We start from the raw sequence: 22799 nt of genomic DNA, 5'->3' as shown, positions 1-22799 counted from the left end.
GATGCTGATTCGAAGCCTGAAAAGCGCCGGACTCGTCCTTGCCCTGATTGTCATCTTCCTGCTCGGGGTATGGGCCCAGGCCAGCGGCGCCATCGATGACTTCCTGTGGTACCTGCCCGATGTCCAGTATCTGGTGGTCCAGCACCTGTGGCTGACCTTCCTGTCGGGCAGCCTGGCGATCCTGGTCGCGATCCCGCTGGGGGTGTGGCTGTCGCGCCCGAGCATGGCCAAGGCCGCGGAATCGATGATGCAGGTGCTCAACGTCGGCACCACCATCCCCACCCTGGCGGTGCTGGCGCTGTCCATGAGCTTTCTCGGCATCGGCACCGTGCCGGCGGTGTTTGGCCTGTTCGTGGCCACCCTGCTGCCCATCGCGCGCAACACCTACGCCGGACTCAAGGGCGTCTCGCCGGCGCTCAAGGAGGCCGCTGCCGGGATCGGCATGTCACCGACCCAGCGCCTGCTCAAGGTGGAACTGCCCAATGCCCTCTACGTCATCTTCGCCGGTATCCGTACCGCCCTGACCATCAACGTCGGCACGGTGCCCCTGGCCTTTTTGATCGGCGCAGGCGGACTGGGTGAGCTGATCTTCACCGGCATCGATCTCTACGATCCGATCATGATGCTGTCCGGGGCCATCCCCACCGCCCTGCTGGCGATCCTGGTGGACGCCCTGGTGGCCGGCGTGGCCTTCATCGTGGTGCCGCGCGGCGTCAATCCGGCGCGGGCCTGAACACCTGGGCTTTCCAACAACGACACCCTGCAAGGAGATATTCGCATGAAGACCCTGATGACCACCCTGACCGGCCTGGCCCTGTTTACCGCTACGGCTACCGCCACGACGACCGCCAGTGCCGACGAGATCGTGATCGGTGGCAAGAACTTCACCGAGCAGCAACTGCTGGCCAGCATGACCACCCAGTATCTGGACGGCCTCGGCTACGACGTCGACACCCGCGCCGGCATGGGCTCGGCGGTGCTGCGCCAGGCTCAGGAAAACGGCCAGATCGACCTCTACTGGGAGTACACCGGCACCTCGCTGATCAACTACAACGACGTCACCGAATCGCTGTCCGCCGACGAGACCTACCAGCGCGTCAAGGAACTGGACGGCGAGAAGGGCCTGGTGTGGCTCGAGCCTTCCGCCGCCAACAACACCTACGCGCTTGCCATGCGCGCCGAGAGCGTGGAGGAAACGGGCATCAGTACGCTGTCCGACCTGGCGTCCGCGGTGAATGACGGTGAAGAGCTTGCCTTTGCCATGAACGCCGAGTTCTACGCCCGCGAAGACGGCTGGCGTCCGCTGCAGCGCGCCTACGACTTCCGCGTCGAGCGTGGCGCCGTCAAGCGCATGGACTCCGGCCTGGTCTATCAGGCGCTGCGCGACGGCCAGGTCGATATCGGCCTGGTGTTTGCCACCGACGGTCGTGTGCCCGCCTTCGACTTCCAGATCCTCGAAGACGACCAGGGCTTCTTCCCGGCCTACGCCCTGACCCCGGTGGTCCGCCAGGACACCCTGGACGCCAACCCGGAGCTCGCAGAGCAGATGAACGCGCTGTCGGCGCTGCTCGATGACGACACCATGGCGAGCCTCAACGCCCGAGTGGATGTCGAGCGCGAGACCATCGAGGACGTCGCCGAGTCCTTCCTCGAGGACAACGAACTGCTGTGACCCTTCAAGGCCCCCGTCCGGGGGCCTTTTTTCATGACAAGGAGATGGAATGTTCCCCTTCAAGCGACTGCTCCTCGGCGCCGCGATGACGACACTCGCCTGCACGACCCAGGCCGACGACGAGCTGACGGTAGGCGGCAAGAACTTTACCGAACAACTGATCCTCGCCTCGATGACCAGCCAATACCTCGAAGCCTGGGGCTACGAGGTCGAGGAACGCTCCGGCATGGGCACCAGTGTGCTTCGCAAGGCCCAGGAAAGCGGGCAGATCGACCTGTACTGGGAGTACACCGGTACCTCGCTGATCAGCTACAACGGGGTCGAAGAGAAACTCGATCCGCAGGAGACCTACGACAGGGTCAAGCAACTGGACGCGGAGAAGGGACTGGTCTGGCTCGAGCCGTCCGATGCCAACAACACCTACGCGCTCGCCATGCGCGAGGACCAGGCAGAGACGCTGGGCATCACTAGCCTGTCCGACCTGGCAGAGGTGATCAACAATGGCGAGGCCCTGGTGCTGGCGTCCAATGCCACCTTCTATTCGCGCGACGACGGCCTGCGTCCCATGCAGGAACGCTATGGTTTCGAATTCGGTCGCCGTAACGTCAAGCGCATGGATCAGGGCTTGACCCTGCCTTCGCTCAACCAGGGAGAGGTCGACGTCGCCATGACCACGGCCACCAATGGCCGCATCCCGGCACTCGACCTGACCGTGCTGGAAGATGACAGGCAGTTCTTCCCCAACTACGCCCTCGCCCCGGTGGTCAGGCAAGATACCCTGGAGGCGCACCCGGAGCTGGCCGCCCAGCTCAATATCCTGTCGGGCCTGCTGGACGACGCCACCATGGCAAGGCTCAACGCCCAGGTTGACGTCGAGCGCGAGACGGTGGAGGACGTGGCGGCGCAATTCCTCGAGGAACAACGGTTGCTGTGACCCTCGGCCCCCCCGGGTGCGGGGGCCTTTCACCGAGCTGTCGTATACCGGTGGCGAGCGGAACCTCCAGCAGCAGCGACCGGTCGCCCCCCCTCCTCCATTACTGCTCCCCTTGTTCGACAAAGGACCTCCCCATGAGCACTTCCCGGGACGTCATCCACTGGATCCTCACGTCTCCCCTCGACCGCCTCGATGACGCTCAGTGCCGCCACGCCAAGCGCTGCCTGGTCGACCTGATCGGCGTCGCCGCCGGCGCCACCGACACTGCCCTGGCCGAGCACGCACGCCGCTACGTCAGGGTGCAGCACGCGGGTGATCGCCCCTTGCTGTTCGCGTCGTCAACGGCGTCGGCTACCGGCGTCGCCCTGCACGGTGCCTGGCTGATCGATGCACTCGACGCCCACGACGGTCAGGTGCTGACCAAGGGCCACGCCGGCGTCGCCATCCTGCCGGGACTGCTGGCGCTGCCCGAGATCGAGCAGGTCAGCGGCAGGGATTTTCTCGGCCTGCTGGCGATGGGCTACGAGATCGCCACCCGGGCCGGCATCGCGCTGCACGCCTCGAGCCCCGACTACCACACCTCGGGGGCCTGGAACGCCCTCGGCGTGGCAGCGGTGACCGCGCGCCTCAAGGGCCTCGACCCGGCCCGGCTGGAACACGCCCTCGGCATCGCCGAATTCTATGGCCCGCGCAGCCAGATGATGCGCTGCATCGATCACCCCACCATGCTCAAGGATGGCTCCGGCTGGGGTGCCCAGGCCGGCGTCGCGGCCACGCTGCTGGCCGAGGACGGCTTCACCGGCGCCCCGGCGGTGACCCTGTGCGACGAGCAGCAATCCGCAGTTTGGGGCGATCTGGGACGGCGCGACTACCTGTCACAGCAGTACTTCAAGGCCTATCCGGTATGCCGCTGGGCCCAGCCGGCGGTGGAGGCGGTACTCGCCATACCCGCCGCCAAACGCCAGGTGGACAATATCGAACGCATCGAGATCACCACCTTCCACGAGGCCAGGCGCCTGCACACCGTCGCCCCGACCACGACCGAACAGGCCCAGTACAGCCTACCCTGGTCGGTCGCCTGCGCCCTCGATCGAGGCACCATCGACATCGCCGCCATCAGCCGGGATCTCGGCGACGACGATCTCGTGGCGCTGTCACGGCGGGTGACGATCACCGAATGCGATGACTGCAACGCACGCTTTCCGGCCGAGCGCTGGGCCAGCGCTACGCTGCACCTGCGCGATGGCCGCCGTATTCAAAGCCCTGCCATGGAAGCCCGTGGCAATCCTCACAATCCGCTGAGCGATGACGAGATCGCGGCCAAGTTTCAGGCCCTGGCAAGCCCGGTACTGGGTGCACGCGCCAAGGAGATCGAGGAGGTCGTCGGCACCCTGGAAACACGCCCCATCGGCGACCTGCTGAGGTTGCTGGGCCAACCTTGAACGCGCGAGCTTGAACGCGCGAGCCCAAGGCGTCGAACATGACGGGAGGTGACTAGGGTTAAAAGGGTGACAAGCGCCTGGTTTCGTCGGCGCTTGACCCAGGTCGTCTCGGCGTCTGTCTCAATGGCGTATAGAAGATGTTGCTGTCAGGCATTTTTTCGGCCCCGGGCGGTCCGGGGCCTCAAACGGAGCCCCTTCTATGGACACTCGCTTCTATCTCCTTATCGCCGCGGTCCTCGTCGGGCTTGCCGTCATCCACTGGATTGGCTTTCGCCTGCTCAAGCGCAAGCTGCAGCCGCCCCAGGAAAGCGGTACCCCCCGCGACGCAACGCCCGGGCGCAGCAGAGACAACAGCGACAGCAGTGAGGAACGTTGATCCGCCGGGCAAATTGCGGCACCTTGTGGCGCCCTGCCCCCACCCTCAGGAATTCCAGCAATGCAGCATCAGGCCAAGCAGCATCAGGACCAGCTACAGGTCGCCTGCGCCCAGATCAACGCGCGCCTTGGTGACGTCGAGGCCAATCTCGCCCATCACCTCGACGTGATTCATGACGCCCGCCGTCGTGGCGTGGAATTGCTGGTCTTTCCCGAGCTCTCATTGACCGGTTATGGCCTGGGCCCGCGGGTGCTGGAGGTGGCCATGCCATCGGAAGACCCGCGGCTGGTCCAGCTGGCCAAGGCGGCCGCCGGCATGCAGGTCATCGTCGGCTTCGTCGAGGAAGCGAGCCCCGGCGAGATCTACAACGCCCTGGCGATCCTCCAGGACGGTCGCATCGCGGCGGTGCATCGCAAGCTCAACCTGCCCACCTACGGCGGACTCGAGGAAGGCAAGTGGTTCAGCCATGGCGCCAGGCTGACCGAGGTGGCGGTGCGCCCCGGCTGGAGCACCACCTCGATGATCTGCGCCGACCTGTGGAATCCGGCGCTGGTGCATGCCGCCCTGCTGGCACGGCCGACGGTACTGTGTGCACCGATCAATTCGGCCTCCGGCATCGTCTCCGAGGACTTTTCCAACGAGGAAAACTGGGCACTCAACGTGCGCTTCTACGCCATGACCTATGGCACGCCGGTGTTGATGGCCAACCGCTATGGACCCGAAGGCGACAGCCATTTCTGGGGCGGATCGCGCATCCTCGGGCCACGCGGCGAGAGCCTGGCCGAGGCCGAGGATCGCGAGACCCTGATCTGCGCCGAACTGTCGCGTACCGCCATCGCCAGGGCACGCTTCGAACTGCCGACCCTGCGTGACGCCGACAGCCCCCTGATTCGCGAACTGATGAGCGGCTATCGCTGATACAGCGCTGGTTCGCATAGCGCTTTCGACACCGGTATCGACAGCGCTTTCGACAACGGTATCGAGACGCCCGGCGCCGAGAATTCTCAAGGTGAAAATGCTAGGATAACGCTTCCATCTTGCAGACAATTTTCGGCGCCACCTATGACAACATCGTCTCGATCCTGCGGCCTTTCCTCTCCTTCTTGCCTGCTCGTCATGGGCGTGTCCGGTTCGGGAAAATCGTATATCGGCAAACTGCTGGCCGAACGAACCGGCGCGTTGTTTATCGACGGTGATGACCATCACAGCCCCGAAAACATCGCCAAGATGTCCCGCGGAGAACCGCTCACCGACGAGGATCGGCAGAGCTGGCTTGCCACCCTGGCAGGGCTCTACCGGGAGCATCAGCAGCAGGGACAATCGCTTGTCATCGGCTGCTCGGCGCTCAAGCGTCAGTACCGTAACCTGCTGCGTGAAGGAGCACCCGCGCTTGAGATTCTTTATCTGCATGGCAGCCACGAGGTCCTGCTGGAGCGGCTGAACAGCCGTGGACAGCACTTCTTCGCCGGCGAGCATATGCTCAAGAGTCAGCTCGCCACCCTGGAAATGCCAGGTGATGACGAGGCCATCCGTTGCGATATCCAGATGACCCCCGATGCCATCATCGATAACTTCCTGGCACAGCTGGCGAGCCGTCGATAGTCCTGAATGCCAGCGCTGAACGACCTGTCGCAGTGAGACCCGACCTCGGAGTCGCCCTTTCCTGACAGGCTGCTGTCAGCTTTTTTATCGGTGATAGCGCGAAGGCAAAGTTTCTCGCCCACGCAGCAGTAATGAAGTCCGTAGAATTGTCACCAAGTCGTCATGTTGCAACTCTGGTCGACCACCAGCACCGACGGCGAACAGCGTTAACCGCATCCCGGCAAATCGCGGCAACAACCGGCCGTCGACAACGGAACGTCGACATCAGCGCGTCGCTGGTCAGTACGTAACTCGTCAGCACGTTATCGGACGGCACGTTACTGATGAGTCAGTACAGTTGGCCAGCGCGTCGATATCAGCAGACAGGAGGCTCCCATGACAGATCCAATGGTAGGCAAGACGTTTGAATTCAACTGTGACGGCACCACCTGGGGCGTCGTCTTCGAGAATGCCACCCGCATGCGCCATCGCCTGGGCGGCAATTCACCGTCCCAGAAAGCTCAGGACATCAGCTCCGCCTACCTGGCGACCCCGGTCGATGAGCACCGGATCTTCGTCTACGGACTCGAGGAGCAACAGCTGGCGCTGCGCTACGTGCTGGATTTCAACGACATGACCTTTGTCGGTCATGGTGCCTTTGACGGTCTGTCCTCCACCGCCAGTGGCGAGTTCCGCCCGTCCTGAATCCTGGCGGCCGCGCCTTGATATGGCCACGCCGTACCTGGTAATCGCCTGGTTCTTGGTACCTGAAACCTGGCACCTGGCACCTGGCACCTGGCACCTGGCACCTGAAAGCAGTCTAGATAGGCATCAAGCACCAGCGGACATCAAGGACCGTCCCGAAACTGCATCGGTCACCGGTCCTTGATGCCTGTGATGGCCCATTTGGGCCACCTCCCAGGCTTCGGCCTCGCCTCCCCACCGCTGGCGTGCAGATATCATCGCTGATGACATGACGCCGATGATCAAGACACTGGTGATCAGGCCTTGGTGACTAGGCTTGGGCAATTCAGCCCTGGTGACATGGCCCAGACAATCAGCCCGCGCGATGGCGTTCAGCCAAGGCAACCAGCCCGGCCAGGGTAGCCTTGTCGCTGTCGACTTCCTCGACGCGAATGCCTTGGCGCTCCAGCGCCTGGCGGTAGAGCGGATTGAGACTGGACGAGCCGACCAGTACCACCGCGCCCTGGTGGTCCAGCAGATGCTCGCGCTGGGCCAGCACCTCGGCGCCGATCAGCACCCCGGACAGAAAACTGCCCACCTGGTGGGCGCCAAGCCCTGCGTACAGGTGGCGGCTTCGGCCTTCGAACAGGGCGTGCATCAAGCCCGCCGGATGGTCCGCCGCCGCCAGGCCCTGGGCAAAGCCATCGGCGTCGTGGGCGTCACTGCCCCTGGCCGGCTCTCCCGGCAGGGTGTGAAACCGCACCGCATGATAGAGCTCGCCGGTCATCACCGTGGAGAAGTCGATCAGCCGCTCTCCTTCCAGACGGGCCCACTTGCTGTGGGTGCCCGGCAGACAGCAGACCCCGGCGGACAAGCCCAGCAGCGCCAGTGCGCCGAAAGCCTGGATCTCCTCGCCGCGCATCACGTCGACGTGATCCTCGCGCACCACCTTGAGGCCGGGCACGATCCAGGCGTTGTCCAGCCCCGGCGCCGCTACGACATTGTCGGCCAGGTCGGTGGCCGAACGCGGCACCTCGAGCTGCGGTGCCTCGCTCCAGCCGCGAGCGGAGCCGACCATGCCCGACAGGTAGACCGGCACTTCACCGCCCTTTCGCCAGGCCCCGACCTGGGCCTCGCAGTAATGCGGGAATTCTTCCGTGCTCAACGACTTGAGCCCGGCATCCGAGCGCACGCTATCGAGACACTCGCCGCTGTCGCGGTCCACCAGAAAGGCCCGAAAGTTGCTGGTTCCCCAGTCAATGGCGATCAGCCGCCGGCTCATGCGCCACCCCCTTGCTGGCCTGCCTGGTCAGCCGCCAGACGCTGCCATTCGGCCACCAGCTCGCGTGCGACCTCCCCCACCTCGGCGGCGCTGCGTCCGGGCTTGTAGAGGTTGCTGCCGAAACCGAAGCCGGCGATGCCGACGGCATGCCACTCGGCCATGTTGGAGCGATCGATACCGCCCACCGCCAGCACCGGCAGTCCCTTGGGCAGGATCGCACTGATGTCCTTGAAGTAGCCGGTGCCCAGGCGTGCCGCCGGGAACAGCTTGAGTGCCATCGCCCCTGCCCGCACCGCGGCCAAGGCTTCGGTCGGGGTCATGCAGCCGATCATCGGCGCAAGCCCACGCTCGGCGCCCAGCGCCACCAGCTCGGCCTCGGTGTTGGGGGTGATCATCAACGGTGCCCCGAGCTCGGCAAGCCGAGCGGTATCGTCTTCGTCGAGCACCGTGCCGGCACCGATCAAGACGTCGTCGGGACAACAGGCCACGGCGCGCTCGATGCTGCCCCAGGGCTCAGGCGAGTTGAGCGGAATCTCGATCAGCCGGAAACCGGCCTCGACCAGGGCGTGACAGACCGGCTCGATCTCGTCCTGCGTGATACCACGCAGGATCGCCACCAGCGGCGTCTCGGCCATGGCAGCGTCCAGCACGCGACGTTGAGCGTCGTTCATCGCAAAGTCCTCGAAGTCGAAAAGAAGGAAAACTCAGCCCCATGATAAAGCGAAGGGCGGCTGTTGCCGCCCTTCGCCGTCAGGGTTCAGACCTAGTTGACTAGCCACATGGCCATCTCGGGCCACACCAGAAGCGCCGCGAGTACGCATAGCTGCAGGGCGATAAAGGGCAGCACCGAGACGAAGATGTCCTTGAGGCTGATCTCCGGTGGCGCCACGCCCTTCAGGTAGAAGGCCGCGGGACCGAACGGCGGCGACAGGAAGGACACCTGCATGTTCACCGCGAACAGGATGCCGAACCAGATCGGGCTGTAGCCCAGCTGCACGATGATCGGCACGAAGATCGGCAGGGTCAGCATGGCCACCCCGATCCAGTCGAGGAACATGCCGAGCACGATCAGGATCGCCATCATTACCAGGATGATCACGATGGGCGAGACGTCCAGATCCATGATCATGCCGGAGATGAAGCGGTTGCCGCCCATCAGGTTGTAGACCCCGACCAGGGCGGCGGCGCCGATGCCGATCCAGATGATCATGCCGCAGGTCACCAGGGTCTGGGACAGGCTCTGGTGCATCATCGAGAACGAGAACTCGCCCCGGGCCAGCACCGCCAGCAGCACGCCGAACACGCCCATGGCCGCCGCCTCGGTGACCGAGGCCACGCCGCCGTAGATCGAGCCCAGCACCATGAAGGCGATCAGCGCCGGCACGATGATCGAGCGCAGCGCGGCGCCCTTGGAGGCGAAGCCGGCGTTGCGGTCCTCCTCGCTCATCGGCGGGCCCATGGCGGGGTTGCGCAGGCAGCGCACCAGCACATAACCGATGTAGGACAGCATCAGGATCACCGCCGGGGTAATCGCCGCGGTAAACAGGTCGGCGATGGAGACGCTGGCGATCAGGCCGTAGATGATCAGCACGATGGACGGCGGCATCATGGTACCGAGCGCCCCGCCGGCGCAGACCACGCCGATCGACAGGTGCTTGTCGTAGCCGAGGCGGAGCATCTGCGGCAGCGCCAGGATGCCGAGCAGCACGATCTCGCCGCCGATGATGCCGGACAGCGCGGCCAGGAAGAACGCCACCACCACGGTCTGCACGGCGACGCCCCCGGGCAGTCGCCCGGCGAACACCCGCATGGCGTTGAACAGATCCTTGGCGATGCCCGATCGGTCGAGCAGCGAGGCCATCAGCACGAACATCGGCACCGCCACCAGCGAGTACTCGGTGACGAAGCCGTAGACCCGGCTGGTCACCAGCGGCAGGGCGTTGGGGCCGAACCAGCCGAAGGTAAAGGCCAGCGCCACCAGGCCGGTGATAAAGGCCAGCGGCAGGCCGGTGACCAGCAGCGCGAAGATGGCGCCGACCAGCAGCAGGGTTCCGTCTGCGATGCTCATCAGTCAGCGCCTCCTTCGGGTGCGTCGGGGGCGGGCTTGCCCTTGATCGACTGGATCAGGTGAATCAGCGCCTGGACGCACATGATCGCCACCGCGGCGAGGATCATGCCCTTGACCAGGGCCGGGAACGGCGGGTTCCAGGAGGTGCCGGAGCGCTCCAGCTGCCACTCGCCGAGGGGGTTGTGGGAGGCGCCGTAGAACATCACCCAGGCGGCGTAGGTCATGCCCAGGCAGAAGCCGAAGGTGACCAGGTCATTGAAGCGGTCGAGCCACAGCCGGAACCTCGGGCCCACGGCGTCGTAGAGCACCTTGACCCGGATATGGCGGTTGGAGGCCAGCGCGGCGGGGCCGCCGAGACAGAAGCTGACCGCCACCAGCATGACCACGGTCTCGTGGACCCAGGAGGTGGGCGCGCCAAAGCCGTAGCGCATGATCACCTCATAGACGCTGATGGCCATGGCGATGAACACCAGCCAGGCGGCGAACTGGGCCACCCGGACCACGCCACGATCGAAACGGCTGCGCACCACATCGGGGGCACGCTCGGGCGTCTTGTCCGTTGACGGATCGGGTGATGGGTCGGGCCCAGGCCCTGCACGTGTCTCGTCACTCATGAGACATCCTCGACATTGATGTATCGCGACGCCCGTGATCTATCGCCCCGACGGGCGCGGACATCGCAAGATGAAAAGGAGGGGGCGGTGCCTCGGCACCGCCCCGGGTTCCACTGGCGCACGCCAGCGAGGCTTACAGCAGGTTGTGGTTCTCGAGGTAGGCCACCACGGACTCGTAGAATTCCTGGGTGATCTCGTTCTTCTCGGCCCAGTTCTCCCACTCCTGCTTGGCGATATTGCGGAACGCCACGCGCTCCTCCTGCGGCAGGTCGATGATCTCGATATCCGGGTTCTGGCGAGCCTCGCGCACGGCTTCCATGTCGCGAGTCTTGAGCTCGGCCACCATCTCGTAGGCCAGGGCGTCGACCGAGGTCTCGAGGATGCCCTTCAGGTCATCGGAGAGGCTGTCCCAGACGTCCTTGTTGAGTGACACCGCCACCATCGGCAGCGAGTGGAAGCCCGGGTACAGCGGGTACGGCGCGAACTCGTGCAGCCCCTGGGCCTGGTTGGTGGCGAACACGGTGTAGTCGGCAGCGTCGATGACGCCCTTCTCGAGGCCGGTATAGACCTCGGAGCCCGGCAGGTTGACCGGGGTCGCGCCGGCGGCCTCGAAGATGTTGTAGACCATGCCCTCAGGTGCACGCAGCTTGAGGCCCTGCATGTCGTCGATGGAGCGCACCGGCTTGGTCGACGGCAGCGACTCGAGGCCAGTGGCGGCGGCGCCGATCAGGTGGACGCCGTAAGGTTCGACCAGCTTGTTGTAGAGCTCTTCGCCACCGGCGTTGTTCATGTAGTCGAGGAAGTCGTAGGGATCGCTCCAGGCGCCTACCAGGTTGCCGATCATGCCGAAGGCCGGGTTCTGGCCGGTGAAGTAGCTCGGGTCGGTCAGGTGGCCCTGAAGAATGCCGGACTGCACGGCCTGCAGGGTCTGGTTGGCCTGGACCACGGCGTTGACCGGCAGGATCTCGATGGAGATGCGGCCGTTGGACATGGTCTCGACGTTGTCGGCCCAGGCCTTCTTCATCTCGAACTGCGGCTCACCCGCGGTCTCGGAGGTCTGGAAGGTCCACTCGTACTCGGCCGCCTGGGCAGAGGTCGCCGTTGCCGCGAGGATCGCCGCGCCCAACGTCGTGAGCGCGGAACCAGAGAACTTGAGCTTGGTGCTTGCCATCATGGGAATCTCATCCTTCTTGTTGGCGAGTTGCAGGGAATTCGGGAGCGTCGAAGGTGGTCTCGATCGTGGCGGGCGACCTTGTCACCCCTTCGAGACCCAGGTCCTGCCCGGTGCGCTCCAGTACCGCGAGAGCCGCTCGGGCGGCTTCCTGCGGCTGGCGAAGCCGGATCGCCTCCATCACCCGGCGGTGACGATCCATGCTGTCGTTGAGCCTGTCGGCGCTGTGGTTGGAGCGTTCCACCAGCAGCGCGATGGCGGGTTTGAGAACGTGGCTGATCTGGGCCCACACCAGATTGTGCGATGCGGTAAAGATCGCCTCGTGAAAGGCCACGTCATACTCGTCGTGGCTCTTGCCATCAAAGCGTAGATCATCGTTGGCCAGCGCTTCGATCATGCCTTCATAGGCCGTCTCGATGGCCAGCAGGTCGGCGGCGGTGGCGTGCTCGGCGGCGAGACGGGCGACAAAGGGCTCCACCGCCACGCGAAAGGCGAAGACTTCGCGCTGGATCACCGGATTGGGATGGGCAAAACGCGCCAGCCAGCCGCTCACCCTGGGGTCCAGCAGGTGCCAGCCCTCCAGTGGTTGAACCCGAGATCCCTGGCCCGAGATCCGCGTGATCATGCCCGCCGCCACCAGTACCTGCAGCGCACTGCGCACGGTGGAGCGGCTGACTTCGAAGCGCTCGCACAGATCCACTTCCCTGGGCAGGAAGTCCCCCGGCGCATACTCACCGGCGAAGATCGCCTCGGCCAGGGCATCGGCGATGTCCGGGCGCGCGCGACGCGTGGAAGTGGAACTTGCCGACATGGAGCCATCCATACAGGGAACGAGAGAAATCGGACATGTATCACCATGTGTCGGACGGCGCTACACGCTATGTCCGACATAGCTTGACGAAAACGTATTTCAAACGCCTTTAGACTTTAGTCATGATTGGGTAGCGCCCTGCCGCCACGCCCTGTCCATGGCGCTCCTCGGGGAACCTCGCTGATTCGGCACAGTCGTAGTGAATAGACCTCGGCCCCAGGAAGACAATCGCCCCCTTTACGAAACAGACCGACTGGTCTATTGTGGCGACCGTACACCTATCGATGATCACGGAGCGAGGCGTGAATCCGAGCGACCCTCGGCCACGCTTCGCACTCTCCGGAACGACAGCCAATCGACTTCCGGTTCATCACGCAAAGGAGGCATGATGCAGTCGAACTACTACACCATCAGCGAGTATCCCACCGGCACCCCCAGCCAGGACGTCTTCAAGCTCAAGCAGCAGGACCTGCCGGCGCTGGCTGACGGTGAAGTGCGCATCCGCAATCGCTGGCTGTCGGTGGACCCCTACATGCGTGGGCGCATGAGCGGTGTCACCACCTATATCGAACCCTTCGAGCTCGAGGCACCGCTGGAAGGAGCCGCCGTCGGCGAGGTCATCGAATCCGGTGACGATCGTTTCAAGGTGGGTGACAAGGTCAGCCACATGGGTGGCTGGCGAGACGTGGCCCAACTGCCCGCCGACGGCGTGACCGCCCTGCCCGATCTGGACGTACCGGAACAGGCCTACCTGGGCGTGCTGGGCATGCCGGGGATGACCGCCTGGACCGGCCTGAATGCCATCGCCGAGATGCAGCAGGGTGACAATGTGCTGGTCAGCGCCGCCAGCGGCGCGGTGGGCTCTCTGGCGGTACAGCTGGCGAAGGCCAAGGGTGGTGTTGTGGTCGGCCTGGCCGGCAGCCAGAAGAAGCGCGACTGGCTCGAGTCCCAGGGCGTGATCGCGGTGGACTACCGCGACAAGGACGCCGCCACCCTCAGCGAGGATCTGGCCAAGGCCTGCCCGGACGGTTTCGATGTCTACTACGAGAACGTCGGCGGTGTCTGCCTGGAAGCCGCGCTGAACAACCTCAGGGTCGGCGCCCGCATCGCCGTGTGCGGCATGATTTCCCGCTACAACGATGAAGGCCCGGCACCGGGACCGGCCAACCTGGCGATGATCCTGATTCGCCGAGCGCGCATGCAGGGCTTTATCGTGTTCGAGCACTGGGACAACTACCCGGCCTTTCTCAAGGACGTCGGTCCCAAGGTCGCGGCCGGCGAGATCGACTACCAGGAGACCGTGCGCGAGGGCCTCGAGGCCACGCCGGAAGCCTTCCTCGACCTGTTCAAGGGGGCCAACACCGGCAAGATGCTGGTGCGCCTGGGCTGATTGCAGATTGCCCTTGCTGGACGATTGACCCAGACACCGCCTACGGGCGGTGTCTCTGGTTCAGCACTGCTCGAATGACAGCCGCGCCATCAACGGCCACGGCTGGCAATCATCACGCCGGACACCACCATCAGCATGCCTAGCGCGGTGACGCCACCGATCGTCTCGTCCAGCGCCCACCAGGCCAGCGCCGTGGCCGCCACCGGGGTGAGCGAGCCCAGCGCCGAGGTCGCCTCGGCCCCCAGCCGTCGAATCGCCACGCCCATCAGCAGGCCAGACCCCAGCCCCACCAGGATGCCCTGCACCACCAACTGCACCAGCCACTCCTTCGTGGGCACCAGATGCAGGGACAGCCCCCCCGCCCCGCTCACCTCGAGCCCGACCACCGTCAGCGCGATGACCAGTCCACTGGGCACCGTGACCACCGCCGTGGCCTCGAGCGCCGACAGACCGCTCTGACGCACGCTTAGGGTAAACACCGCCCACATCACACTGGACAGCAGGAACATGCCCTGCCCCAGCAGCAGGCTCTGCGAGCCCTGGCCCCCGGACGCCAGCAGGCAGACGACGCCGAATCCGATGGCGACCAGTCCGGCGGCACGCCCCCGCGACAACGGCTGGGCGAAGACCCATACCGCCAGGGTGCTGACGAACAGCGGCGCCGCGCCGGGTATCAGGGTGCTGCCGTGGGCCACCGGGGCCAGCCCCATGCCCACCGCCCCCAGCAGGAAGAAGGGTATGCCGGCGCCTGCCATCATGCCGACCAGCCACACCGGGTTGACCGCCAGCAGACGCTGGCGCCGACGCAGCGCCAACGGCAGCAGCGCCAGACCAGGCACGGCGTAGCGAAACAGGGTCAGGTCGAGCGTTCCCAGTGGTGACAGCGCCCCTTGGCGCAGCGACAGGAAGTAGCACGACCAGATCAGCACCGCCCCCAGCGCAGCGGCGACCCCCAACAGGGCGCGCCGGGGAGAGGCGACAAGCGGTGCCACCTGGGTCAAGGAAGACGACATGACAGGACTCCGTGAGGTTCGACGGGCGCCTGAACCAGCACCCTGCTGACCCTCAGTCTGCCGCCAACGGTCGGGCAAATGCAGGCAAAGACTCCGACGCGCTGGACCCATATTGGCAGGACATGCCAATATTTTTCTTCGACCCGCAAGATTGAGCCAATCCGTTGAAAAAACTGGACCGTATCGATCGCCATCTGCTCGCCCTGCTCCAGCAGGATGCACGACTCACCAGCCACCAACTGGCCGAGCGGGTGGGGCTGTCGCCGTCACCCTGCGCCAGGCGCATACGCCGGCTGGAGCAACAGCGGCTGATCCAGCGCTACCGCGCCGAGCTGGACCGCGAACGCCTGGGGCTGGGGCTGACGGTGTTCGTCCACGTCAAGCTCAGCCGCCACCAGGACGCCCTGGTGGAAGCCTTCGAAGCCGCCGTGGCGGACATGCCCGAAGTCATCGAGTGCCACACCGTGTCCGGTGCCTTCGACTATCTGCTGCAGATCGTCAGCGCCGACCTGAAAGGCTACGAGCGCTGGGTGCGACAGCTGCAGACCCTGCCCATGGTCAATACCGTGGATTCGAGCTTTGCCATCCGTGCCGTCAAGCGCGCCGGCGCCCTGGATCTGCGCGACGCCCGTCCAACTGACGACGATTCGTAAGGCTCCACACGAGGATCCGCTGCACAGCCCCACCAGGCAGACGTCGCCTCACCCGGTGATCACGGCTGACGCAGCTTCGCCAGCATCGAGCCTAGCTGACGTCGGCGCTTCACTTCGGCGTCATCAATCGTCAAGCTAGGGTCGATCCCATTGCCGTCCGGGCCCACGTACCGCCACCCAGGAGAGTTGCATGCCGACCCCGCCCGCTCCCCCACGCCTGACCCTGGAGGTCTTCAGCGATCTGCGCTGCCCGTTCTGCTACCTGGAGTTGCCCGAACTGGAGGCGCTGGAAGACAGGTTCGGTCATGACATCCGCGTCGTCTGGCGCCCCTTCGAGCTGCGCCCCGAGCCGGAACCTGCCCTCGCCCCCCACTGCGACTACCTGAACGAGCTGTGGCGAGACGCGGTGCTGCCGATGGCTCAGGAGCGAGGTCTGAGCATGCGCCAGCCGAACATCCAGCCACGCTCGCGTCTGGCCCTGGAAGCACTGGCCTGCGCCGAGCGCCGCTATCGCGACTCCCCGTCAGCCAGCCAGGTCGCTGCGCTGCGAAAGGCCCTGTTCAGCGGCTTCTTCGAAGATAGCCTGGACCTGTCGGACCCCGGCGCCCTGGCCGAGATCGCCAATCAACTGGGGCTGGACGGCGCGGCACTCGAAGCGAGTCTTGCCGCCGGTGAAGACCGCGAGGCGGTACGCGCCTCCCGCGAGGAAGGTCAGGCGCTGGGGGTTCACGGTGTTCCGGCGCTGCGCTTTCTGGTCGACGGCGAACACGCCGGCATCCTGTCCGGCGCCCAACCCAGGCGCCAGCTCTTTCTGGCGGTGGAACGCCTGCAGGATGCCCTGCGCCAGCATGAGGGCAAAAGGACGTCATGAGTGACCGCACACGTCCGGTGGTGGTGATCGGTGGCACCGGCTTTGTCGGTGCTGCCGTGGTGCGCGAGCTCTACTTCGCGGGCCATGCGGTCCGCGTGGTGGCCCGCCACCCGAGACTTCCGGAAGAGGTGGAAGAGGGCGATCCGGTCGAGGCGATCCAGGCGGATATCGAGGATCCGGAGAGCCTCAAGGCGGCCCTTGAGGGGGCCAGCGCGGTGATCAATGCGGTCAGCCTCTACCGCGAGAGTGGCAAGCGCAGCTTCGAGCAGGTGCATGTCGAGGGCGCCGCCAGGCTGGCCCGGCTCGCCCGGGAGGCGGGCATCGATCGCTATGTGCTGCTGTCCGGCATCGGCGCCCGGCTCGATTCGCCCTCGCCCTACGTGCGCGCCCGGGCGAGAGGCGAACAGGCGGTGATGGGCGAGATACCTCGCGCGGTCATCGTTCGCCCCAGCGCCCTCTATGGCCAGCAGTCAGGCCTGGTGGCGACCCTGGCAAGGCTGGTGAAGATGCCGCTGGTGCCGCTGTTTGGCGCCGGAGAGATGCGCCTGCAACCGCTCCACGTGGGTGATCTGGCCAGCGCCCTGGCGCGCCTGGCCACCCGGACGAGCCTGCCCAGGGCGCTTTACGAACTGGGCGGGCCCGACCCGCTGCGCTACCGCGATCTGGTCACCCAGGTGGCGCGACACCTCGGCAGAGAGCCCAGGTTCATCAAGGTCCCCCTGCCCCTGTGGCACGCCCTGGCACTGGCCCTTTCGCCCTTGCCCTCGCCGCCGCTGACCCGCGATACCCTGTGGCTGATCAGCGAAGACAACCTGGTCGCCAACGGCGTCGGCAGCTTCGCCGACCTGGGCCTCAATCCGCGCAGCCTGCGCGACAGCCTGCCGCACTGTCTGCCAACGCAGGCGGGCTGAGCCCGACGGACGGGCCTCGATGGCCCCCGGCCCTATGCCGCCGGGGCTTGGCGTTAGATAACCGCTTCAGGCGTCGCCCATGTTCGCCATCAGGCTCGGCTGCACCACCTCGATCCAGTAGCCGTCCGGGTCCTTGACGAAGACCACGTCCTTCAGCTTGCCCTGCTCGGGGCGCTTGATGAACTCGACGTCGTTTTCATCGAACCAGGCCACCGCCGCGTGCAGATCCGGCACCGCAAAGCAGATATGACCAAAGCCCTGGGGCTCGGCGTTGCCGTCGTGGTAGATCCGCCCTTCCTGCTCCTCGCTGCCCCAGTTGTGGGTAAACTCGAGCAGTCCGCGCTGCTGAAAGGTCCAGGTGGAGCGGGCGGCGGCGTCCTCGGGAACCTGATCATCCGCCTCGAGGTTGGCGAGAAAGTACAGCGAGAACTGCATTTCCTCGAAGTCCAGGCGCCTCAGAACGCTCATGCCGAAGACCCGTGAATAGAACGCCAGGGACACCTCGGGATCCTTGACCCTCAGCATGCTGTGATTGAGGCGAAAACCGCGCGTGGCCTCGGGGGCCGGCTCCACGCCGGGGTGCTGTTCGCCTTGGAAATTGTCGTGCATCTCGGTCTCCTTGGATGAGGGGTCGATTGTCGTTCAGGTGGCGTCAGATCGCCTGCTCGGCCATCTGCTGCGCGATATATTCTGCCTGACGCAGGGCCAGCGAGACGATGGTCAGGGTCGGGTTTTCCGACGCCGAGGTGGTGAACTGACTGCCATCGGAGATGAACAGGTTCGCCACCTCGTGGGTCTGGCCGTAGCCGTTGCAGACGCCGTCCTCGGGGCGCTCGCTCATGCGGCAGGTACCCAGGTTGTGGGTCGAGGGATAGGGCGGCACCTCGTAGACATCCCGCGCCCCCACCGATTCGTACAGCGCCTTGCCCTGCTGATACCCGTGCTGCCTCATGGCCACGTCGTTGGGGTGATCGTCGTAGTGCACGTTGGCCACCGGCAGGCCGAAACGATCGGTCACCTCCGGGTTCAGGGTGATGCGGTTGCTGGCCTGGGGCAGATCCTCCCCCACCAGCCACATCCCGGCCATATGATCATACTGGTCCATCGCGCCGGCGAAACGCTCGCCCCAGGCGCCGGGATCGAGGAAGGCAGCCATGAACGGCAGCCCCAGCGACAGCGTCTCCATCTCGTAGCCACCGACAAAGCCCCGCGACGGATCATGGCGCGCCTCATCGGAGATGATGCCGGCCATGGTGGTGCCGCGATACATGTGCACCGGCTCGTCGAAGGTGGCGTAGACCGAACCCGTCATGTGGCGCATGTAGTAGCGCCCGACCTTGTCTGCCCCATTGGCAAGCCCCTTGGGGAAACGACTGCTCGTGGAATTCAACAACAGCCGCGGCGTCTCGATGGAGTTGCCGGCCACCGCCACCACCCGGGCCTTCTGTCGCTGTTCGCGGCCCTCGCTATCAAAGTAGACCACCGCCTTGGCACGACCCTCGTCGTCATGCTCGATACGCGCCACATGCGACTCGGGCCGCAACTCCAGGTGTCCGGTGGCGATGCCTCTGGGCAGCTCGGTATAGAGCGTCGACCACTTGGCCTGGGTCTTGCAGCCCTGGAAGCAGAAGCCGCGCTGCTGGCAAGGCGCTCGGCCATCGCGGATCTCGCTGTTGATGGCCATATGGCCGGTGTTGCAGGAATAGCCGAGCTTCTGCGCCCCGGCGTACATCACCTTGAAATTGTTGTTGCCCGGCAGCCCCTTGTTGTCGTGGGTGCGGGTCACCCCCATGCGCGCCTCGGCACGATCGTACCAGGGTGCCAGTTCCTCGTAGGACAAGGGCCAGTCGAGCAGGTCAGCGCCGTCCACCGCGCCATAGTGGCTCAGCGCCTCGAACTCGTGGGGCTGGATGCGCAGACTGGCACCGGCCCAGTGCACCGTGGTGCCGCCCACCGACTTGACGATCCAGGCCGGCAGGTTGGGAAAGTCCCGTGCCAGCCGCCAGCTTCCCGAGGTGGTCCTCGGGTCCAGCCAGGAAAGCTGGTTGAAGGCACCCCACTCGTCGGCCAGAAAGTCCGAGGTGGTGTGCAGCTTGCCTGCTTCCAGTACCACCACGTCGATGCCCTGCTGGGCCAGTTCGTTCGCCAGGGTGCCTCCACCGGCCCCCGAGCCGATCACTACCACCACACTGTCATCGTCCAGCGCAAAGGTCTTCTGACTGTCGGTCATGGCCATGACGACGTCTCCTCATCGGTCCGTATTGTTCGTTGTTGTCTGTTGTTGTCTGTTGTTGTCTGTAGCGGGCTGTTGTTGTCTGTGGCTGTCGCCAGCGGTCATCGACGCTCGCCTCACCCGGCGCCGCGACAGCGTCAGCCCGGGACTTCATGGGGCAGGTAGCCGCCCTCAGGCCGGGGCGGATCCGGCAGCCAGTCCAGATCATTGAAGCCCTTGGTCAGGTAGCCAGGGTTGCCCGCCTCACCCTCGTAGCCGAAGTGGGCGTAGGCCAGATCGTTGTCATAGAGCGAGACCACTGCGTCACCGCGTACCAGTTCGAAGAATGGCGAGCCGGCCCGAGCTTCCAGCAAGGCGAAACGCTCGCTAGGCGTCAGCGATAGCCAGTCGCCCCCCGCCTCACGATCGAGCGCATCGATACCTTCAGCCACCAGAGCCGCGACCTGGGGGTCGGCGGCCTTGGTGTCCAGACTCTTGACCACCAGGGCGTAGACCGCGTCTTCAAGGTCTGGGTGAGGGAAGATGTGACGTGTCATCGCCAGCAGCACCTGGCCCTGGCGACTGGTCAGGGTTTCAAGGGACATTGCCCAGCTACGACTGGGCGCCAGCAGGGCGATGGGACCGGAGGCCATCGCCAGTGTGCCCATCAGCACACCACCGCTGGCCTTGAGAAAGACACGACGAGAAAAAGCGCTACCCTTCATAGCAGGACTCCTTGCCCCAGGCCGTAGAATTCAGATTCGACAAGCGCCACATGCGACACTGCGTCTCTCCAAAGCCTATGTCGCCTCCGCCTACGGCGGGTAACACTGGGGTACTACGTCGACCATGGTCTAATGCTCCTTGACGCAAGAGCCAGGCAGGGTCAGAAGACGGCATCATCGATAACGACCGGACGCCAGCGAGAGGACCACGCCATGTGCCATATGTACGCCTCCACCGACCCTGCCAAGTACGAGTGCACCACCCGTTCCATCCGCCTGCAGGGCTCGGTGACCAGCGTCAGACTGGAAAACGAGTTCTGGGATATCCTTAACGAGATCGCCGCCGGCCAGAATCTGACCACGGTTCAGTTCATCAGCGAGCTGCATCAGGAGGTGATCGAGATCCGTGGTGAGGTGCCCAATCTGGCATCGCTGTTGCGGGTGGCCTGCGCCGTCCACCAGCAGAATGCCATTCAGGAGAATGTCATCCAGGGGAATGCCGCCCAACAGAATGTCGCCCAACAGAATGTCGCCCAACCCGCTGTCGAACGCCTGTCTCGGGCATCGCTGGGCATAAACTGAAACGGCGCCGGGTAAAGGGGCTCACCGACACCTCGTTCGGCCTCACATGTCTGGCCTGAGGCGCCATTGAGAACAGCACCCTTCTTGATGCGACTAAAGTCTATATCTTTTTTCTCGAAAACTACGCCTTATCTCAATCTTTTCTCTACGCTCCTTGTCATACGCGGCAATTCGTGAAGAATGGCCTCCGCATTCCTACCCAATGGACAATTTGACATGGATTCCATCGCCACCTGGTTCAACGATGCCGTCTCCGTCGGCAACGGCCTGATCTGGGGTAAACTGCTCGTTTACCTGTTGATCGGCGCCGGTCTCTACTTCACCGTCATGACCCGCGGCATCCAGTTCCGCTTCTTCGGCCATATGTTCGCCCTGCTCAAGGGATCCCGTGATGGCGGCGAGGGCATTTCCTCCTTCCAGGCCCTGTCCACCAGCCTGGCCGCCCGCGTGGGTACCGGCAATCTGGCGGGTGTCGCCGTGGCCATCTATCTGGGCGGCCCCGGCGCCATCTTCTGGATGTGGATGACCGCGCTGGTCGGCATGGCCACCAGCTTCGTCGAGTCCACCCTGGCCCAGGCCTACAAGGTCGACCACGGCGACAAGACCTTCCGCGGCGGCCCGGCCCGCTACATCGAGCGCGGGCTCGGTCAGCGCTGGATGGCCATCGCCTTCTCGATCTGTCTGATCATCGCCTTCGGCCTCGCCTTCAACAGCGTCCAGGCAAACTCCATCGCCCAGGCCATGGAGCAGGCATTCAACATCCCGACCTGGATCGTCGGCATCGCCCTGCTGGCGGGGGTTACCCCGATCATCTTCGGCGGCCTACGCTCCATCGCCAAGGTGGCGGAACTGATCGTGCCGCTGATGGCACTGCTCTACCTGATCCTCGCTCTGGTGGTGGTGGCGCTGAATATCGATGAGCTGCCGAGCGCCATCGCGTTGATCTTCAACAGTGCCTTTGGCCTCGAAGAAGCCGCCGGCGGTGCAGTGGGCTACGCCGTGGCCCAGGCCATGATGCAGGGCATCAAGCGCGGCCTGTTCTCCAACGAGGCCGGCATGGGTTCCGCCCCCAACGTGGCCGCCACCGCCAGCACCCGACCGAACCATCCGGCGGCCCAGGGCTTCATCCAGATGCTCGGCGTGTTCTTCGACACCCTGGTGATCTGTACCGCCACCGCCGCGGTGATCATCCTGTCGGAGCCGGCGCTGCAGAGCGGCGACGCACCCAACGGCATCCAGCTGACCCAGGTCGCGCTGTCCGAGCACGTGGGTGACTGGGGCGGCATGTTCGTGGCCATCGCCATCCTGCTGTTCGCCTTCACCTCGCTGATCGCCAACTACTCCTACGGTGAATCCAACATCGAGTACCTGGCGGGCTCGCGTCGCTCTGCGGGCGCGGTGTTCATCTATCGCCTGGCGGTGCTGGCGATGATCATGATCGGCTCGATCGCCCAGCTCGGCACCATCTGGAACTTCGCCGACCTGTCCATGGGCATGATGGCACTGATCAACCTGACCGCCATCCTGCTGCTCTCGCCGCTGGCCTTCGCCCTGTTCCGCGACTACGAGCGTCAGCTCAAGGCCGGCCAGGAGCCGACCTTCAACCCGGACGAGTTCCCCAAGCTCAAGGGCAAGGTGGACCCGAGCGCCTGGCCGAGCCTGAGCAACAAGGCCTCGCAGGCCTCATCCTCTGAAGCGCCCAAGGGCAGCGGAAAGGACGCCTGATCAGGCACTGGACCAGCAAGATCGCAGGGGCCGCTTGAGCCCCAGCACCAACAACGCCACGGCCCATGCCGTGGCGTTGTCG

Annotated in this window: 24 protein-coding genes; 14 read left to right on the top strand and 10 right to left on the bottom strand. The window is 64.9% G+C overall.

The genetic code is table 11. The features are described 5' to 3' along the window. The first annotated feature begins 1 nt into the window (after window position 1). The 8 genes from NFH97_RS15945 to NFH97_RS15910 all read left to right on the top strand — a co-directional run bounded on the left by NFH97_RS15945 (window position 2) and on the right by NFH97_RS15910 (window position 6710). Window positions 2-733: an ABC transporter permease gene (locus tag NFH97_RS15945; RefSeq protein ID WP_349622856.1), complete on the top strand. Its 732-nt coding sequence runs from the start codon at window positions 2-4 to the stop codon at window positions 731-733. A 45-nt stretch (window positions 734-778) separates the two neighbouring features. Beyond that, window positions 779-1672 carry a glycine betaine ABC transporter substrate-binding protein gene (locus NFH97_RS15940; RefSeq protein WP_253028862.1) on the top strand — a complete coding sequence of 298 codons (894 nt, stop codon included), beginning with the start codon at window positions 779-781 and terminating at the stop codon, window positions 1670-1672. 85 nt (window positions 1673-1757) lie between these two features. Further along, window positions 1758-2606, top strand: a complete 849-nt coding sequence (locus NFH97_RS15935) for a glycine betaine ABC transporter substrate-binding protein (RefSeq protein ID WP_502878716.1) — start codon at window positions 1758-1760, stop codon at window positions 2604-2606. Window positions 2607-2740: 134 nt separating this feature from the next. Beyond that, entirely contained in the window at window positions 2741-4048 is a 1308-nt protein-coding gene (locus tag NFH97_RS15930) for an MmgE/PrpD family protein (RefSeq protein WP_349625119.1), read from the top strand. Between the two features lie 199 nt (window positions 4049-4247). After that, on the top strand, window positions 4248-4424 hold the full coding sequence (locus tag NFH97_RS15925; protein ID WP_157033168.1) for a hypothetical protein: 177 nt from the start codon (window positions 4248-4250) through the stop codon (window positions 4422-4424). 60 nt (window positions 4425-4484) lie between these two features. Continuing rightward, complete coding sequence (locus tag NFH97_RS15920) at window positions 4485-5342, top strand: nitrilase-related carbon-nitrogen hydrolase (protein WP_222516705.1); 858 nt, start codon at window positions 4485-4487, stop codon at window positions 5340-5342. Between the two features lie 144 nt (window positions 5343-5486). Next, window positions 5487-6026, top strand: a complete 540-nt coding sequence (locus NFH97_RS15915; RefSeq protein ID WP_349625118.1) for a gluconokinase — start codon at window positions 5487-5489, stop codon at window positions 6024-6026. Between the two features lie 375 nt (window positions 6027-6401). Beyond that, window positions 6402-6710 carry a hypothetical protein gene (locus NFH97_RS15910; RefSeq protein WP_045995291.1) on the top strand — a complete coding sequence of 103 codons (309 nt, stop codon included), beginning with the start codon at window positions 6402-6404 and terminating at the stop codon, window positions 6708-6710. Window positions 6711-7062: 352 nt separating this feature from the next. On the opposite strand, the gene NFH97_RS15905 is transcribed toward NFH97_RS15910, so the two are convergent. The 6 genes from NFH97_RS15905 to NFH97_RS15880 all read right to left on the bottom strand — a co-directional run bounded on the left by NFH97_RS15905 (window position 7063) and on the right by NFH97_RS15880 (window position 12635). Further along, window positions 7063-7971, bottom strand: coding sequence for a 2-dehydro-3-deoxygalactonokinase (locus NFH97_RS15905; protein WP_108450192.1), 909 nt, complete (start codon window positions 7969-7971; stop codon window positions 7063-7065). Further along, window positions 7968-8642: a 2-dehydro-3-deoxy-6-phosphogalactonate aldolase gene (locus NFH97_RS15900; protein ID WP_349625117.1), complete on the bottom strand. Its 675-nt coding sequence runs from the start codon at window positions 8640-8642 to the stop codon at window positions 7968-7970. The genes NFH97_RS15905 and NFH97_RS15900 overlap by 4 nt, the downstream gene beginning before the upstream one ends. 92 nt (window positions 8643-8734) lie before the next feature. Then, on the bottom strand, window positions 8735-10039 hold the full coding sequence (locus NFH97_RS15895; RefSeq protein ID WP_124803967.1) for a TRAP transporter large permease: 1305 nt from the start codon (window positions 10037-10039) through the stop codon (window positions 8735-8737). Then, window positions 10039-10653 (bottom strand): TRAP transporter small permease subunit, encoded by a 615-nt coding sequence (locus NFH97_RS15890; RefSeq protein ID WP_124803969.1) that lies wholly within the window; start codon window positions 10651-10653, stop codon window positions 10039-10041. The genes NFH97_RS15895 and NFH97_RS15890 overlap by 1 nt, the downstream gene beginning before the upstream one ends. 133 nt (window positions 10654-10786) lie before the next feature. Continuing rightward, entirely contained in the window at window positions 10787-11827 is a 1041-nt protein-coding gene (locus NFH97_RS15885; RefSeq protein WP_108449155.1) for a TRAP transporter substrate-binding protein, read from the bottom strand. A 7-nt stretch (window positions 11828-11834) separates the two neighbouring features. Continuing rightward, window positions 11835-12635: a FadR/GntR family transcriptional regulator gene (locus NFH97_RS15880; RefSeq protein WP_045995058.1), complete on the bottom strand. Its 801-nt coding sequence runs from the start codon at window positions 12633-12635 to the stop codon at window positions 11835-11837. A gap of 388 nt (window positions 12636-13023) precedes the next feature. Between NFH97_RS15880 and NFH97_RS15875 the strand changes: the two genes are divergently transcribed. Continuing rightward, window positions 13024-14025: an NADP-dependent oxidoreductase gene (locus NFH97_RS15875; RefSeq protein ID WP_108133317.1), complete on the top strand. Its 1002-nt coding sequence runs from the start codon at window positions 13024-13026 to the stop codon at window positions 14023-14025. 89 nt (window positions 14026-14114) lie between these two features. Here the strand turns inward: NFH97_RS15875 and NFH97_RS15870 are convergent, their stop codons facing one another. Continuing rightward, window positions 14115-15038 carry a DMT family transporter gene (locus tag NFH97_RS15870; protein WP_349625116.1) on the bottom strand — a complete coding sequence of 308 codons (924 nt, stop codon included), beginning with the start codon at window positions 15036-15038 and terminating at the stop codon, window positions 14115-14117. Window positions 15039-15202: 164 nt separating this feature from the next. On the opposite strand from NFH97_RS15870, the gene NFH97_RS15865 reads away from it, so the two are divergent. The 3 genes from NFH97_RS15865 (at window position 15203) to NFH97_RS15855 (ending at window position 17473) form a co-directional block, all read left to right on the top strand. Next, window positions 15203-15691, top strand: a complete 489-nt coding sequence (locus NFH97_RS15865) for an Lrp/AsnC family transcriptional regulator (protein WP_197037138.1) — start codon at window positions 15203-15205, stop codon at window positions 15689-15691. Between the two features lie 190 nt (window positions 15692-15881). After that, window positions 15882-16562: a DsbA family oxidoreductase gene (locus NFH97_RS15860; RefSeq protein WP_349625115.1), complete on the top strand. Its 681-nt coding sequence runs from the start codon at window positions 15882-15884 to the stop codon at window positions 16560-16562. Then, window positions 16559-17473: a complex I NDUFA9 subunit family protein gene (locus NFH97_RS15855; protein ID WP_349625114.1), complete on the top strand. Its 915-nt coding sequence runs from the start codon at window positions 16559-16561 to the stop codon at window positions 17471-17473. Before NFH97_RS15860 ends, NFH97_RS15855 begins: the two co-directional genes overlap by 4 nt. A 66-nt stretch (window positions 17474-17539) precedes the next feature. Here NFH97_RS15855 and gloA read toward each other — a convergent pair whose 3' ends face one another. The 3 genes from gloA to NFH97_RS15840 all read right to left on the bottom strand — a co-directional run bounded on the left by gloA (window position 17540) and on the right by NFH97_RS15840 (window position 20410). Beyond that, window positions 17540-18082 (bottom strand): lactoylglutathione lyase, encoded by a 543-nt coding sequence (gene gloA, locus NFH97_RS15850; protein WP_045995063.1) that lies wholly within the window; start codon window positions 18080-18082, stop codon window positions 17540-17542. Between the two features lie 43 nt (window positions 18083-18125). Beyond that, window positions 18126-19709 carry a GMC family oxidoreductase gene (locus tag NFH97_RS15845; protein WP_108133313.1) on the bottom strand — a complete coding sequence of 528 codons (1584 nt, stop codon included), beginning with the start codon at window positions 19707-19709 and terminating at the stop codon, window positions 18126-18128. Between the two features lie 134 nt (window positions 19710-19843). Beyond that, window positions 19844-20410, bottom strand: a complete 567-nt coding sequence (locus tag NFH97_RS15840; protein ID WP_349625113.1) for a gluconate 2-dehydrogenase subunit 3 family protein — start codon at window positions 20408-20410, stop codon at window positions 19844-19846. A gap of 213 nt (window positions 20411-20623) precedes the next feature. Here NFH97_RS15840 and NFH97_RS15835 point away from each other — a divergent pair, with 213 nt between their 5' ends. Continuing rightward, entirely contained in the window at window positions 20624-20992 is a 369-nt protein-coding gene (locus NFH97_RS15835) for a ribbon-helix-helix domain-containing protein (RefSeq protein WP_349625112.1), read from the top strand. Between the two features lie 216 nt (window positions 20993-21208). Beyond that, complete coding sequence (locus NFH97_RS15830; protein WP_222568478.1) at window positions 21209-22717, top strand: alanine/glycine:cation symporter family protein; 1509 nt, start codon at window positions 21209-21211, stop codon at window positions 22715-22717. Window positions 22718-22799: the final 82 nt, after the last annotated feature.

This window comes from Halomonas sp. SCS19 (genome assembly GCF_040147015.1).
GTDB lineage: Bacteria > Pseudomonadota > Gammaproteobacteria > Pseudomonadales > Halomonadaceae > Halomonas > Halomonas litopenaei.
This window is presented reverse-complemented; position numbering and strand designations above follow the sequence as displayed.

Coding starts and splice junctions, on each gene's coding strand:
- NFH97_RS15945 (WP_349622856.1), top strand. CDS start 2: ATGCTGATTCGAAGCCTGAAAAGCGCCGGACTCGTCCTTGCCCTGATT.
- NFH97_RS15940 (WP_253028862.1), top strand. CDS start 779: ATGAAGACCCTGATGACCACCCTGACCGGCCTGGCCCTGTTTACCGCT.
- NFH97_RS15935 (WP_502878716.1), top strand. CDS start 1,758: ATGACGACACTCGCCTGCACGACCCAGGCCGACGACGAGCTGACGGTA.
- NFH97_RS15930 (WP_349625119.1), top strand. CDS start 2,741: ATGAGCACTTCCCGGGACGTCATCCACTGGATCCTCACGTCTCCCCTC.
- NFH97_RS15925 (WP_157033168.1), top strand. CDS start 4,248: ATGGACACTCGCTTCTATCTCCTTATCGCCGCGGTCCTCGTCGGGCTT.
- NFH97_RS15920 (WP_222516705.1), top strand. CDS start 4,485: ATGCAGCATCAGGCCAAGCAGCATCAGGACCAGCTACAGGTCGCCTGC.
- NFH97_RS15915 (WP_349625118.1), top strand. CDS start 5,487: ATGACAACATCGTCTCGATCCTGCGGCCTTTCCTCTCCTTCTTGCCTG.
- NFH97_RS15910 (WP_045995291.1), top strand. CDS start 6,402: ATGACAGATCCAATGGTAGGCAAGACGTTTGAATTCAACTGTGACGGC.
- NFH97_RS15905 (WP_108450192.1), bottom strand. CDS start 7,971: ATGAGCCGGCGGCTGATCGCCATTGACTGGGGAACCAGCAACTTTCGG.
- NFH97_RS15900 (WP_349625117.1), bottom strand. CDS start 8,642: ATGAACGACGCTCAACGTCGCGTGCTGGACGCTGCCATGGCCGAGACG.
- NFH97_RS15895 (WP_124803967.1), bottom strand. CDS start 10,039: ATGAGCATCGCAGACGGAACCCTGCTGCTGGTCGGCGCCATCTTCGCG.
- NFH97_RS15890 (WP_124803969.1), bottom strand. CDS start 10,653: ATGAGTGACGAGACACGTGCAGGGCCTGGGCCCGACCCATCACCCGAT.
- NFH97_RS15885 (WP_108449155.1), bottom strand. CDS start 11,827: ATGATGGCAAGCACCAAGCTCAAGTTCTCTGGTTCCGCGCTCACGACG.
- NFH97_RS15880 (WP_045995058.1), bottom strand. CDS start 12,635: ATGTCGGCAAGTTCCACTTCCACGCGTCGCGCGCGCCCGGACATCGCC.
- NFH97_RS15875 (WP_108133317.1), top strand. CDS start 13,024: ATGCAGTCGAACTACTACACCATCAGCGAGTATCCCACCGGCACCCCC.
- NFH97_RS15870 (WP_349625116.1), bottom strand. CDS start 15,038: ATGTCGTCTTCCTTGACCCAGGTGGCACCGCTTGTCGCCTCTCCCCGG.
- NFH97_RS15860 (WP_349625115.1), top strand. CDS start 15,882: ATGCCGACCCCGCCCGCTCCCCCACGCCTGACCCTGGAGGTCTTCAGC.
- NFH97_RS15855 (WP_349625114.1), top strand. CDS start 16,559: ATGAGTGACCGCACACGTCCGGTGGTGGTGATCGGTGGCACCGGCTTT.
- gloA (WP_045995063.1), bottom strand. CDS start 18,082: ATGCACGACAATTTCCAAGGCGAACAGCACCCCGGCGTGGAGCCGGCC.
- NFH97_RS15845 (WP_108133313.1), bottom strand. CDS start 19,709: ATGGCCATGACCGACAGTCAGAAGACCTTTGCGCTGGACGATGACAGT.
- NFH97_RS15840 (WP_349625113.1), bottom strand. CDS start 20,410: ATGAAGGGTAGCGCTTTTTCTCGTCGTGTCTTTCTCAAGGCCAGCGGT.
- NFH97_RS15835 (WP_349625112.1), top strand. CDS start 20,624: ATGTGCCATATGTACGCCTCCACCGACCCTGCCAAGTACGAGTGCACC.
- NFH97_RS15830 (WP_222568478.1), top strand. CDS start 21,209: ATGGATTCCATCGCCACCTGGTTCAACGATGCCGTCTCCGTCGGCAAC.